The 14,481-nt window shown below is 45.0% G+C and carries 12 protein-coding genes; all 12 read left to right on the top strand.

Annotated elements, in window-relative coordinates; genetic code table 11:
• The first annotated feature begins 66 nt into the window (after positions 1-66).
• A complete protein-coding gene (locus V6669_RS19495) occupies positions 67-726 on the top strand; it encodes a hypothetical protein (protein WP_338587671.1) in 660 nt (219 codons plus the stop codon).
• Entirely contained in the window at positions 704-1,795 is a 1,092-nt protein-coding gene (locus tag V6669_RS19490) for a glycosyltransferase (protein WP_338587669.1), read from the top strand. Before V6669_RS19495 ends, V6669_RS19490 begins: the two co-directional genes overlap by 23 nt.
• Positions 1,779-2,417 carry a hypothetical protein gene (locus tag V6669_RS19485; protein WP_338587666.1) on the top strand — a complete coding sequence of 213 codons (639 nt, stop codon included), beginning with the start codon at positions 1,779-1,781 and terminating at the stop codon, positions 2,415-2,417. Before V6669_RS19490 ends, V6669_RS19485 begins: the two co-directional genes overlap by 17 nt.
• A 253-nt stretch (positions 2,418-2,670) precedes the next feature.
• Positions 2,671-3,492: a hypothetical protein gene (locus tag V6669_RS19480; protein ID WP_338587665.1), complete on the top strand. Its 822-nt coding sequence runs from the start codon at positions 2,671-2,673 to the stop codon at positions 3,490-3,492.
• Between the two features lie 129 nt (positions 3,493-3,621).
• The gene (locus tag V6669_RS19475) at positions 3,622-4,101 is read left to right on the top strand and encodes a hypothetical protein (protein WP_278294327.1); all 480 of its coding nucleotides are present in this window, start codon (positions 3,622-3,624) and stop codon (positions 4,099-4,101) included.
• Between the two features lie 20 nt (positions 4,102-4,121).
• Positions 4,122-4,454, top strand: a complete 333-nt coding sequence (locus V6669_RS19470) for a hypothetical protein (protein WP_223199730.1) — start codon at positions 4,122-4,124, stop codon at positions 4,452-4,454.
• A gap of 67 nt (positions 4,455-4,521) precedes the next feature.
• Positions 4,522-8,343 (top strand): hypothetical protein, encoded by a 3,822-nt coding sequence (locus V6669_RS19465; protein WP_338587662.1) that lies wholly within the window; start codon positions 4,522-4,524, stop codon positions 8,341-8,343.
• Between the two features lie 23 nt (positions 8,344-8,366).
• Entirely contained in the window at positions 8,367-9,017 is a 651-nt protein-coding gene (locus tag V6669_RS19460) for an S-layer homology domain-containing protein (RefSeq protein WP_338587660.1), read from the top strand.
• Between the two features lie 115 nt (positions 9,018-9,132).
• The gene (locus tag V6669_RS19455; protein WP_338587659.1) at positions 9,133-10,470 is read left to right on the top strand and encodes a hypothetical protein; all 1,338 of its coding nucleotides are present in this window, start codon (positions 9,133-9,135) and stop codon (positions 10,468-10,470) included.
• 15 nt (positions 10,471-10,485) lie between these two features.
• The gene (locus V6669_RS19450; protein WP_338587658.1) at positions 10,486-13,626 is read left to right on the top strand and encodes a M23 family metallopeptidase; all 3,141 of its coding nucleotides are present in this window, start codon (positions 10,486-10,488) and stop codon (positions 13,624-13,626) included.
• A complete protein-coding gene (locus V6669_RS19445; protein WP_338587657.1) occupies positions 13,626-14,042 on the top strand; it encodes a hypothetical protein in 417 nt (138 codons plus the stop codon). The genes V6669_RS19450 and V6669_RS19445 overlap by 1 nt, the downstream gene beginning before the upstream one ends.
• Before the next feature lie 18 nt (positions 14,043-14,060).
• Positions 14,061-14,471, top strand: coding sequence for a hypothetical protein (locus V6669_RS19440; RefSeq protein ID WP_133385376.1), 411 nt, complete (start codon positions 14,061-14,063; stop codon positions 14,469-14,471).
• Positions 14,472-14,481: the final 10 nt, after the last annotated feature.

The following is a 14,481-nucleotide window of genomic DNA, read 5'->3' as shown; positions in this document are numbered from 1 at the left end:
TTATTCCACGTGCGAAGGTTATTGAGTAACAGTCTAGACTAGATAAAAAGGGAGAGGGGATGGACTGTGAAAAACGTATTTATAGGTAGTCCTGTACGAAATCGGGCTTGGATTATGGAACGGCACTTGCAATCACTTGAGCAACAAGCAGTGCAGAAGCATTATATGTACATCCTGAATGATAGTGAAGATCAGACGGAGCATATCCTTGATCATCATCAGATTCCTTATCTGACTCATAATCTGGGGAGAACATATGGTCATATGCGTGGACAATATTCCTATCATAACCTGGCGTTGTTGAGAAATAAGCTTCTGGATGAGTTTCTGAAATCGGACTGTGATTATCTGTTCTCAATTGATACGGATATCATCATTCCTGAGGGTAGCCTACGGCAGTTAATGGATAATGACAAGGATGTATGTTCCATGCTTATACGGAATCATCCAAAGTTGAAGGCTCATAATGCCATGATCGCCGGAAAACATATACCTGAATTCAAAGCGGGTTTGGTTCCGGTAGATCTGACAGGTGCCGTATATTTGATTAAGCGTGAAGTGATCGAAGCAGGCGTGCGATATGGTTCGCACCCAACAGGGGAAGATGCACCATTCTGTGAGCAAGCACGAAGACTGGGGTTTGAACTGTTTGTAGATACTCGGTTGCGACCCATTCATGCTTATGCGGAAGGAGTGGAGTTGATTGCTCAATTGGCTGCTTCGTAGAAAGCAACGAGAAAATCCGGTTTTTGAAAGTATAGAAATGACCATTGTCTACCCGCCCGCACTTGACTGGAACCTCTTGTTCCAACGTCCTCAGCAATTGATGACCGCCTTCTCCAATATTCCAGGTATACGGGCTATCTTTATCAATGAAGAAACGTACAGAAAGCAGAGCCGCCCGATTGAAAAGTTAAATGATGATCTGTTCCTTGTGCAGAAAGGTGTGAACTACGATCACCTGGTCAAAGGAAAGAAGGTACTCTGGTTCTCGAATCCAGGACAGTACAATTATTCGGATGGTCGGAAGTTTGATTTTACCGTATTTGATTACCTGGATAATTCGGCTGATGAGTTTGCAGTGTGGAAATCCTACATACCGAAATGCTTTGACCGTGCAGATCTTATTGCCACGACTGCCAAGGTGATGTACGAGGCACATAAATATGACGGCAAACCGATCTTTATGTGCCCTAACGGGGCAGATTACCAACATTTTGAGAAAGCGAGGGCAATTCTGCCCAAACCGGCGGATTTCCCCGATGTTCATGATGGGCAAAAGATTGTGGGTTTCCACGGGGCAATGGCATCATGGGTGGATTATTCGCTGATTACCGCTATTGCGGATAAAGGTTATCGTGTCGTTTTGATTGGGAACAATGCCCTGTATCAAAAAAATATTGTTCATCCCAATGTGACTTGTCTTCCGCACAAAGATTATAAAGTGCTTCCCGCCTACATTGCTCAATTCGATGTCTGTATCGTGCCATTCAAGCTGACAGAGATGATCCGTGGCTGCGATCCGATCAAGTATTACGAATATTTGTCTGCGGGCAAGCCTGTGTTGACCACGCGTATGGAGGAAATTGTTCATAAGTACAGCGATGTAACTTACTTTATGAATCAGCATAATTGCGGAGTGATGTTGGAGAAAGCGATTCGTGAGAATAGTGCTTTCAAAATTGCTGCACGATTAAAGGTGGCTAAGTCTAATAGCTGGGAAGGCCGGGCAATGGATGCTGTGAAGATGATTAATCAGGTCATGGGAGGCAGAAATAATGAAAAAGATATTTAAACGAATGTTTGGTAGACAGTTGATCACACCGACAATTGAGCTTGAAGAAATAGAGATTGATGCGACGGAGTTCAATGTTACGACATACACCCCAAACACGGATACAACGATTGTATATCTGCCTGCGATCGATTTCCATAGTGAACGATTCGGGCGTCGACCACAGCGTTTGTTAAAAGCACTCGCTGAAGTGGGCTACAATGTAATATATATCAACTCGAGTGATGAGTTCTATCAGGTTGATGCCTTGGAGTATCCTTATCCGGAGCTTCCAAACTTTGTCGTAGCCCGTGTTGGTCAGAATGTACGTACGCTGTTTCAGGGTGATCGCGTAATCTACTGGGTGAACGATAGCCGGCTGGCAGGTTCGATCGAGACAGCATATCCTGATCTGGTCGTATTTGATTCGTTGACCGATCCGGATCAATATGAGAAGCACAAACACAAGATGGAAGCTGTTGCTGACGTTGTCTTCATTACTCCCGAGAGAATCTATGAGCATGGCAAATACTGCTCGCATGTTCATCTGGTTACTGCCGATGAATTTGAGATCAAAGAACGTGCAGAACAGGTAGCACAAATTATAGATGCTTTGCCAAACAGAACGGCCCCTCTGATGTAGGGGTCTTTTCTTTGATCATATGCAGGACTATTTCTTTTGCAAAGATGACGGGGCTAATCGTGCTTCAATATATTTCGTTTACATTATCGTTAGGGAATGAAGATAGCGTTCTACACTATAAAAAGCAGAGACGGCGAACAGCCAGACGGGTTAAACGAAGGATCTCCCGATCATCAAGACATTTAACCTGATTCCGGCTTAAGCAAGTCTCCGTAGCTAAAATTACATATTATCCTAAGGAGTGGACTGTTCAATGGCTAAAAAAATGATTATCAAAGGTGTAGGTACGTTCATGGCTAAACGCCTTCCAAAAGATCCGATGGGCGAAATTGAGGTAGTTACCCTGGGTACCCTGCAAGATTTGAAAATTGACCTTAACGTGGAGCTTGAGGACATCTTTGGTGGTGACGGTCTGTTCGCCATTGATGTACTGGTGAAGTCCAAATCGATTGAAGTATCGGCAACAGATGCCAAATTCGATCTGGATGCGATCCAGCTGATGATGGGTTCAACGGTACAAGAGCAAGTGAAGTCTTATGTATGGGTGCTGAATGAGCAGTCTACAGTGGCTGCAGGCGTATCCAATTCTGGATTTGCTGAAGCCAAACCGAAGCATGCAAGTAAAATCTATGAAAAGAACGGTGGAATCACGGTTCGTCTCAAAGATTCCAACACGTTGCTGAAACAACTCACTTTAAAGGGAACGGCCGTGGAACCGAATGAGTTTTTCTACGACGAAGCGAATGGTGTAGTCATCCTGAATGCGGTCCATATCGGTAAAGAGGTTGTACTGAATTACAAACGTGAAGAAATTGTAGACATGGTTGATCTGTTGGTTGACGAAGTACCATTCCCGATCTCCGTCATTCATCACGGTACGTTCCAGCAAAAAGATGGTTCGTATGCAGGTGTTGAAACCGAGCTGTACATGTGCCGTGCAAAAGGTACATTCAGCATCAATGCCCAGCGTGCTGCCGCTTCTGCATCCGCAATCTCATTGCAGATTCTGGATCCTGAACGTGCTGACGGAAAAATCGGCAGTATCAAACGCTTCAGCGCACCAAGCAAGATCTAATATCTAAATAAGGTTGATTGCTCCTGGCAAGGTATCAAACGGCATCTGTGTCCCTCCCCTTCACAGCGCCTTGCCTTGCCAGGGTTTTTATTATATGGGGGAGAATGTCCAGGGGAGGTCTTTAAATTCATGGAAACAGAACGAGAAAAAGCCGAGCGTGAGCTTGCGGAAAAGCTGAATGAGGAAGCGGCGCAACGAATCAAGGATGATCCGGAGAACAAACGAGTGTCGCCGGAGGAAGTGGAAGCGGCTGAGCGTGCATTTTTTGAAGATGATGAGATTATTACCCTGCGGGATCGACGGAAATATCGCATTCCGCCGTGTAACCTGAAGGATGCCCGCCGTCTGATGAAGTTGCTGAAAACGGTGAATATTGATGCCATTATTCTTAATTTCATTCCGACTGAGAATGATGAACTTGACGAAAAGCGGCAGCAGGATTTATTTGATGTATTGGCAATGGCATTCAAAAACTATCCACATATCGTGACCAAAGATGAGCATGGTGAGTATATCATCAATCGAGAATATCTGGATGAGTACCTTGATCTGAACACAGCTCGCAAAGTCATTGATATGCTCATTGGACTCAATGGTTTAAAAAAGTAGAACGCACCGAGGGGGAGTCTTTGGAGGGAACCGAAATCCGTGATACGGAAACACAGGAACCCGTTCACTGGGGAGAAATCTTCTTCACCCTCCATAAACACTGTGGGCTGAACAAGTGGGAGATTTGGGAGTACACACTCCCTCAGGTTGCGGAGCTGTGCAAGTCAGCCGAGAAATATATTCAATTTGAGGTTGAGCTTATGACAGCACCTCTTCGCATGTTCGGTGGCGGTGGGGGCGAGGAAGTTGAAGAAGATGGGACCGTCAGACGTAAAAGAACCTTCAATGACGAGGATTACACAGAGATATCAGAAGATGATATCGGTATGCTTGCACAAGCGCTCGGAGGATAAGAGAGAGACATCCCGTTTTGCCTAAATGAAGGTAGAACGGGATTTATGCATAAAGGCGGTGATTCTTTTGACTGAAACAGAAGGACAAGGAGATAAACATTCCTTAACACAAGAAATATTAACAGATAAGGAACAATTAACTGGACAAAGTACAACGCTGAAAGGAAATTACCTTTCGGGTGTTAACACATTGGTTAGACGTGTAGAGACAATCAGAAGTGATATGCAGTCGCAAATGATAGAAACACTGACGACCGATTTGGAGCACTTTTATCGTGGAGCGTTCAGTGAAATGAAGGATGTGTCTGCAGCTGGCTCACAGGGGTTGTTAGACTCCGTGATGAATACGATGAAATATATTTCAGCAGGTGAAACCAAGGGGTATTCATCAACATTACTCAAGAAATCCCTTGACTCGTCGCAGCAGATGGATCATCAGATGAGTCGGGCCGACCAAAATTTGGAGCTTAGATCGTCTGGGACAACGAATGACAGTGGGCAATATACACAAACCGGAACGGTCAAAAATCTGCAACGAATTGCACTGCAACATGGTATGGATCAGGAAGATGTAGGTCTTGCCTATCGCATTGGTTCTCGTAATTATGATCATTCATCTGAAGCTGTGGCGTTTGCTGAAGAAGTAGCCAAGCTGCATTCAGTGGGCAATATGGATGTAGAACAGACGGCAACAGGTCTGGAATCTGTTACTCCGACATGGGGAAGCAGTAGCTTTGATCTGTCCCAAGTCACAGACATGATGATCAGAGCTTCAACGCTGTTGGATGTTGGCATTCAGGACTTGATGGATATGATGCGTCAGACCCTTCCAATGGTAGGGAACCCTGATGGAACTCTTGCACAAGAGGATGTATTAGCCAACTGGATTAGTAAGGCTGGATTGTTGGTTCAGTCAAAAGAAGATCATCCTCAGCAGGGATTTGCATCGAATCGAGTTAGATTCGATCTTCTTGCTGAACAATTGAAGGCTACGGATGTAAACGCGTCGATCCATCAGCGCACTGGCAGTAGAGACAACCTTCAATTCCGACAACGAGAGATCGAAATCGCATTTCAGATTGCAACACATGAGGCGATGCAAGGGTTGAAAGAGGAATTTACCGAGCTGGGCGATTATCTTATCGCAGCCATGCGGTTAATTGGAGATCATACGGATGGCATTGTTGATCATATGGAACTGCTTAACCGAATTATGGATGAAGTCGGAGTGCAGGTTGCCTGGGATAAGTTCGGTGAAGTGATGAATGAAGGCGATCAGAAACGATATGGTGCTACGAATGCAGATCCAGGGAAAGTTGGAAATGCGGGGAGCGACGTTCCCGAGCGACTACAAGTCACGGATGTGCAGCGTGCTGGTGTAGCGCAGGAAATGGGCAGACAGCAGAGTCGTCTACAGACTCTGGATCATCGAAGAACAGAAATTCAAAGTAGGGCCGTAGCCAAGCAAGATGATGTAATTCAGGCTCGGACTACCCGAGATCAACAACATGAAATGTACAATCAGGCTATACAAGATGGGAATACAATGGCGTCTTCCATTCATGCGGAAGAACGTGACGAAGCTGAGAAGCGAGTCAAAACGTATAGTCGAGAACTTCTTTTGTTGCGAGAAGAAATGCATTCTCTCGATATTCAGATCGCGAAGACGAAGCGAAGTCTTGAGTTTCTAGGCCAAGAACTAGATGACACGAGTAGAGCAATTATGCAACTTGAACACCGAGCTAGAGTGTTGATGATGGCGATGGATGACATGGACCTCGATGCGGTTGAACTACGAAATAAGTTATATTTTCTAAACGCTGAGTTTCAATACGGTTCAACCGATATTCAACGGTACGAATCGGAGATCCAGAAGCTACGTAAGCAGTCAGCTCTATTGAATGACGTTCTCTCCACATTGAGAAACGAAGTCAATGAGTTAAACGCCTCTTTTAGAAAGGGCATGATCGATGCTACAGCATACATATCCAAACTGAAGGAACTCGAACAGGTTCAGCTCGCGAGTATGATGAGTGGTCCAGGAGGATTTCTAGTTGTTCCAGGAGCAGGAGGCGTGGAATCTCCTGTTAAGGATGACAAGAAAGAATCCAAAAACAAAACCTTTGTAGCTCGTCATGAAGACCTGATCAAAGATGTCATGAAAGACGCGATAATGGATGAATTCAATCCGGGGGGCGACTCGAAGAAAGGGAATAAAAATACACCCAAAAGGGGCCTTCTTTCCAGGTTTAAGGATATGAAAGACACAGGCAATCGCAAAGCATTTTTTGACAGAAATGCCCCAATTCGTAATAAAGATGGAAATATTCTTCGAGATAGACAAGGTAATTCGATTACTCAGCGTGACATCAATGCGGAGCAAGCTGCCCGTGGGATTAAAACACCCGGAAAATTTTCGAAATTAGTCAAATCCGGCGGGAGATTATTGAGGCCTTTAAAAGCTGTACCAGCACTTGGGTTAGCGATGACCGCTATGGATGTCGTCTCTGGTCTTGTCGATCCATTGAACAATATGGGTAAGTCAGAAGCGGAGAAGCAGAGTATTCGCGCTACCAATAAGGAAGAGTTGGCCAAAGATTTCAAGGATATGGAGCAGTCATCTTTTGTAGGGAAAGTGTGGAAAGGGTTAAACCTGGGGATGGATGCCGCTGTATCCGGCACAATGAGTTCAATATTCGGTAACAATGCAACGAATAACAAGTTCGGGGACTACTGGAAGGGATTTAAGGCAGTATGGAGCGAAGACGGCGGAGATGCAGTTGAGAAGAAACTGGGCAAGGAATACAACTACAAGCAGGAGAAAAAAGAAGCCCAGATTCAAATGGATAAAGAGTCTGGAAAACCGCCTGGGGACAACAAACAACAACAACCGCAGATACAATACATTCAACCTCAAATGCAGTATATTCCTGCTGCGAGCGGAATAGGAACTATTGCTAACGGCTATACGCCTCAGCCACAGAGCAATGGTATTGATGAAATGATCGCCAAGATTAATCGGCAGCTTAACAAATCCACAAGTGATAACGAAACCAATTACCAAGTCACTCGATCCCGTCTATTGATTAGTGGTGTTCGCGAAGATTCTGGTCAGATGCGCGCGCTAATGGAGAAATATTTGCAAGAGAATATCAAGTTCTTCGATAAGGCTATTGCAAGTTTACAGAAGACGTACGACAAGATGGCTGAAGGTAAGGATAAAGATGAACTGGGTCTGGAGATCAATGAGAAGAAACAGCAGAAGGCACAATCAGAGCTTGAACTGAATGGTGTCAAAAACAGCCAAATTGATGAGCTTAGACGCAAGATGAATGATCAGTTTGAGTTGACGCAGTTGGATTATGATAAACGAATGTATGATCTCCTGGCGGCTAATGGAGGTAAGGAAGATGCACCAGAATTAATTGCATTGAACAAATCGCGTGCATCTGAAATGAACTCACAAATAAGTTCGATCAAGCAAGATTGGAAGAATCTGTTGAATAGTGGTGTGTTTAAACCGGGCTCGGATGAATATATGCAGATTTTTAAACAAATCCAGGCATTGGGTGTAGAACAGTCCAAAAATTTGTATGAAATTAGCAAAAAAATGGATAAACCGATATCTTCATTCAACATTCCAGCAGGTCTTAAGGTCATGGATTACTTTGATTACATGACGACAAACAATACACATAAAAGTGTGATGGTTGGTTCGGGTGATGTTACGGTTCATGTGAACATTGATAATATGACAGGCAGCACAAAAGATGTGGAGAGGCTGACATCTACGTTGGATAAAACACTGCGGCAGAACAGCCCGGGTCTGGTTAACCGGATGGCTAGTAATGTAGGTGCAAGAATGGGAAGCAATCATATCCCCAGATAAAATAGGTGAGGAGGGCATCTGATATGACTCAGCAAGACCCGTTTGGCTTAGTTAATGACCGGTATAAAAGAAAGCTGTATGTAGATACAGGCATGAAGTTCGAGCCAGTGAACGGAAGAATTATTGATCCGTACTCTTCACCTTCGCCCAATCCGCAAGTGAGGGAAATTAAAATGATTAATGCTCCCTCACATTTTCATCAGATGGGCGTGTCTTCGTACAAGGCCATCATTAACATCTTGTTTAAGGATAAGAAATCCTATCACGACTATGCCATGTACGTAGGCTGGACACACAAATTTTATGATGAGAAGGGCAATATCTATGTTGGTGTTGTAGAGTCCATCAAAGTCGACCCTATTTTCTACCATCAGGATACGATGGATAAGGATCAGAAGGGGTACAAGGTCGAATTGACCATGACCCTGATCAAAAAAGATGGATATGACCGTAAGAGTGCAATACAGTTCCAGGATTTACAGACGGTAGAAGGCAAGGACCACTGGGCTAGAAAATCAATTGAACGCTTGGCTGATTTGGGACTGACGGTTGTAACACAATTGGATGGCACACCCATTCTATATTTCAGACCGGAAAACTTCATAACCAGAGCAGAGTTTGTTACTTTCCTGATGCGTACCAAGCGTTTGCTGGAACGAACAATTCGAGAGTAGGGTGACCTACTCTCTTTTCTGTCTATTCTAAAGATAGGAGGTGTTTATCATACGAAAATGGGTTGATGTAAACGAAGGGGACTGGTTCTATAACGATGTTATGGAAGCCACGAATATGGTTTTGGAAGATGGTGAAGTCTTTGTGGCCGGAATCAACTATAACAAGTTTGAGGAAGGCAAGCCTTTTGTATATGAAGAAATCAAAGGGAAAGCGGGGCAAACCTCATTTAGTCTGCCTGTGCTGATTAAACCAACAGATGACAATCCACTGTATGTGTTTATTGACGGTGTTCAAACGATCTACCAAACGGCTGAAACCAATAGTAAGGGATTAACTGATGTGGAGTTGTACACCGGTGTAAATGCAGGACAGGTGGTGTCCTTCTGTAGTTACGGTGAACCGTTGCTGGACAGTGCTTGGAAAAGGCCACCCGTGTCCTGGACTGGAGATCTGCCCAGAGCTGAACTTAGTGCAGCGACGACCTATTTCTACGATCCATTCAGTCGTAATCATCAGGAATATTTGTATGCAGCAGGCCAACCGCTTCGCAGACTCAGTATTCCTTCCGAGGTATGGGGTGATACCAAGGGGGATGCCGCGGCGGTAACCAAAATTGCAACAAAGGCTATTGGTTACCGAACGGATGTATATTGTGTCAGCCCGGGGGGATCGGTGTTTCTTCCTTTTAATCTGAACGGTGTCACTTGCAAGTTCAATTATTGGACGAAGAATAACAAATTCAAGAGTGAAGATATCAAAGCGACAACACTCAAACCAGCATACAACAATTGTTTTTTTCCTAATGCCATTATACAGCGGGGAGAAGCATTTCATCTGATTAACAAGTTGCGCAAAGTGTTCTATGCCAGATTTACGGACATGGAAGCACCAACGACGGAGATTAATCAGCCTATTACGGCATTTCAGGGTCAACGGGTGTTTAGACTTAATGGCAATTATCCGGCAGGTAAAAAGAAACTTAAAATTACAGTGAAATTTAAAGACGAAAAAAAAGATAACGTCCCAGAAACACCGGCTTATTCGGAAATTGACAACCACACGGTTGTATTTAATCAACCTTTTTCAGAAGGCGACGAAGTGACATTCTATTATCTCAAAGATGTGAGCGAAAGGTTCGCAGACGTTGGCAAAGATTCTGCCATTTATTATCAAACCAAAGGTGAGCGGGTAGAACAGTCCAAGGATGCTTTCTGGAAAATAGCCGTCTCGGAAATGGAAGACGAAACATTTGCGAACAATGATCCACTAATTAATGGAATTCCTATCAAGAAAAAGATGGATGGTGCAGCAGTAGTCACGGATATGGGGAGACCTGTAAATGGCACAGACGAGGAAGAGATATGGTTCCTTGGCAATTCCGCTATGACACGGGCTGAAGCTGCTGCTTTCCTGGACCGATTCATGAAATGGACCATCGAGCGATTCAAGTAAGGGGGAGATTACAATATGATTCCAATTTCGGATGAGGTTATAAATGTGCTGTCCCAACGTCTGAAGCTGGGGGAAGGAGCACTTCCCAATATCCGTGTCGAAGTAGATCGGCTGGCCTTTATCCCGGGACGGACAGAAGAGTTCAGGCATATCGTAACCGAGCAAGTACCCATCATCAGTACAGAATCCGTTTGGGTAGATGAGTCGAGTAATGGTATATATAACGGTTCGACTCAAGCGAATACCCAGGAGATTTTTTTCCCTGTCAAGGGTAAAACGTTTTTAACGATTAAAGTTACAGATAAATTTGGTGCAGCCAGAGATGGCGGTTCTCGAAGTCATCGAGGCATTGATTTGTGGGATGAGATTGGAACGCCGATTTTGGCTGCATGGGCCGGAAAGGTTGTTCAAATTTCCTATAGTAAAACAAAGGGTGCTGGTAATGCCGTAAATATAAGACATGCAAACGGTGTAATCACCAAGTATTTTCATTTGAAAGAGATACTCTGTTCGGTGGATGATGAAGTAGCTCAGGGGGCTGTCATTGGAACGCTAGGCAATACGGGTGACGTATATACCGGTGGGCATAAGGTGTCCGCGGCTGAACGTGCGGCGGGCAAGGGAAGACATCTACATTTTGAAATTTGGGAAGGAGTCAATTCAACAACGAGAACTGGAGAAGGTGGTAAGGCAGTTAATCCTGAATTGTATTTCAAGGGACAGCGCAAGTTGCACGGAAATGCGAAAACAACATTTACTGATGTAAAGCCGGTTCAGGTCGAAGGATATCCAGGAGAGATCAAACTGAATGAGAAGTTCGACAAGCGAAACTGGCATGAGAAAAACGTTTATACAACCGGATTGAAATTTTCGGATTATGCCAAGATTGAATCGGGCTGGACTATGTTTGATTCAGGAGGCAAGTTGCTATACACCTTTGAAGGCAAAGCCGCCGTAGCTGAATTTGATATTAACGTTACGAAATTGAGTATGCCGACGCAAGGGCTGCTTAGTATTGGAATGGGGACTAATTTTAGTGAAGCAGAAGGGGATTCTTTCGCGGTGGTGATTGATGGTAAAACGTATGCCTATGTGAATAAGTTTAACGGGGCATATGATCTGACCAAACTGACGGAATTGAATAATATTGTGATCCCTGCAAAAGCCAAGAGTATCAAGATTAAGGTGACCTATGGGGGGAAACAAAACCCCGCTGTCCCAACCGGGTCTGTTTCTGCTTCGAGTAAGAAGTATAAAAAGTTCGCCATTGATTATATTCGCATACAAGAGTTGTCGCCTGCTCCGTTGAAGAATCAAAAGAGTGAAGAAGGGCTCGATCCATCTAAAGGATATTATCAAACGAACAGTTACACAGATTTTATCAATAATAGAAGGACAGAGACGGATGTTATTCAGGTCGGGTCTTTTGTTTATATGGACACGCAGGTTCTTCCCAATATCATTAGTGCCGAAATCGATGATCAGTTTGATTCTGAAGCCCGGGAGGCACGGCTGACCATCTCCAATCCGAGAGGATTCTTCTCCCCGGATTATAATCCTGCTCATTTTCCTGAGCTTGGGGGCGTGCCGTCTCCATGGTCTTATTTCGCAAACGGATTCCATATCGGAGTTCTGAGTGAAAATACACCGATACGCATATATATGGGATATGGTCAGCACATGATGCGGGTATTTACCGGACTGATTGACAAAGTGGATATCAATGGGGAAGGCTCCACGCTGGAGATTACGGCCCGAGATATGTACAAGCGCATTATCGAGAAAGTCATTTCCGAGAAAAAAGCCTATCCAGAGGTAGAAGAGATTGATAATGTGCCAGATCCGGTGCCGCCTGCAGCAGTTGGCACGGACCGGACATCAGCCATCATTCAGGCTGCACAGGCCCAAGCTGCAGCGTATGGTGTGCCTGATCATAAGTTTTTGCTTGCGATATGCAGGCACGAGACCGTTCTTGGAACACAGGGGAAGGGTAAAGATGAGAACGGCAGCTTTATTCTTGGATATGGCTGTCCTAGTGAGGGACCGTGTACTGATAAATACGCAGGTATTCAGGAGCAAATGAAGCGCGGAGCAGAACGGATGTCCAAGGCGCTGGCTTCCAGAGGGAAAAAAGTGAGTTCCAAGGCGGATGTACTTTATTTCCATAATGGTGGAGACATTGCTCCCATGACCTGGAGTCAAGATCGGGAGAATTGGGTGGACAAGGTATGGACCTATTATCAGGAGATGCTCGCAGATCCGGCAAGCTGGACCATTACAGCAACCTCCACCCCGGCAGTTACACCAACACCAGCTCAGCCTGTAGAATTTGAAAAGCCTGCTTGGGTCAAATCAACGGTTGTACTAGATCTGGTTAAACATGCGGGTATGGTGGGTTGGAGGGCAACCAGTGAGGATCGCTCTTATCCTGACTACGTGATTGACGAGACCTATCTGATTGAAGTGAATCAAAAGACGGGCAGGGTCATTGTCCCCGTACCGGGTCAGGAAGGTGAGTTTGAAGTTAAGGATGCAAGCACAGTGCTGACACCGAACGGATGGCTTAATCCATTTATTGAGGAGTATGGCAAGACGTTTGAGCAATGGTCTGCCAAAGTTACGGAAGCTGTTCAGGAGGTGATCTCGGAGATTCCGTATCGAAGCTACTGTGACCGTTATGGTACATACCGATTGGAGCGCTTGAATTATGACAAACCGGTCGTGGCAGAGTTTTCCGAGAATGACAATCTGATCTCCATAACCAAATCTACAGACTGGTCCAGAGGAAGAAGTCACATCGTTGTTATCGACTCGAATGATAGTCAGAGCAGTTTCGTAGACAAGGAGATTTTGCTCGAACTCAAAGGAGAAATCCGAACCATGGTGCTGGCCGTTCCTTGGGCGAAAACGGTTGAAGCCAAAAGGCAAGTAGCAGAGCGAGCTTTTTTTGATATGAAACGTATGTGCCGTACGCTACAGGTATCCATTCCTGCGAATCCTGCGCTTGATCTGCTCGACAACGTCATTGTGACGGATAAAACGACCACCACACGGGCTGTATATACGATTAAAAGTATTAAAACCAGTTATTCGGTCGACCGTGGCATGTTACAGGTCATTGATATGATGTGGGCAAGAAAGGGAGTGATGGTGTAATGGCCGGCATTGTGAATGAAAATATTGTATTTCCCGTGCTGGATCTAATCCACCGGGAGCTTCGCAAATATAGCAGTATCTCCAATTCAAATGTTTCTCCTCTTGAAGGTGAGCCTTCCGTTACATTATATCGGGAGCACATGCAGGACCCGGACAGAGTGACAGGGGCAGACCTCTTGTATGAATCGGCATGGAAGGTTTCGATCTGGATGAAGTTTGGCTCAGAGGATGAGGAAGACTTTCCTTCCGGGGTGGGCTATTCCCACCCGGATTATGGTTATTACAAGTATTTCAGGTTAACGCAGGTGACGGCCCGTACATATGATCCGAGTGGAGAGCCGATGTTCACTTACAATATTGGTCTAAATTATGATGACGAAGGACGCTTAACTGGAACGAGCGTAAGTCGTATATAACATGTAGGAGGTGGTTCCATGGCATTTAATGTATCTTACATCGCGGGTGGCGTCATCGACAAAGTGCGCGAGCTGCCGTACCCACACTTCAGTAAAAAGACGATCCCGTTCATTCGGGGACAGATGTTGGACATTCCGGCAGCGAAGACCACCAAGTCTGATACGTTCACCTTGGCGTATGACACAGAGTTCCTGAGCATTGCGTTTGCTGCGAGCCACTACTGTGTCGGCGATTACTGGGAGCTGATGATCGGGACGGAGAAGGTATGTCATACCATCTATACGAAGGAACTTCCCGAATCAGTTTCTATGGGTAACAGTTTCGGAATTGTCTACCCGATTCCGGCGGGAACGCCCATCACGTTTGACTTCTACAACGCGGTGGCTGAAGCCAAGTCGGTCTGGTACAACATCAAATTTTTGAGATAAGGAGGGTGAC

The sequence above is a fragment of the Paenibacillus sp. Y5S-9 genome (assembly GCF_036894235.1).
Taxonomy (GTDB): Bacteria; Bacillota; Bacilli; order Paenibacillales; family Paenibacillaceae; genus Paenibacillus.
This window is presented reverse-complemented; position numbering and strand designations above follow the sequence as displayed.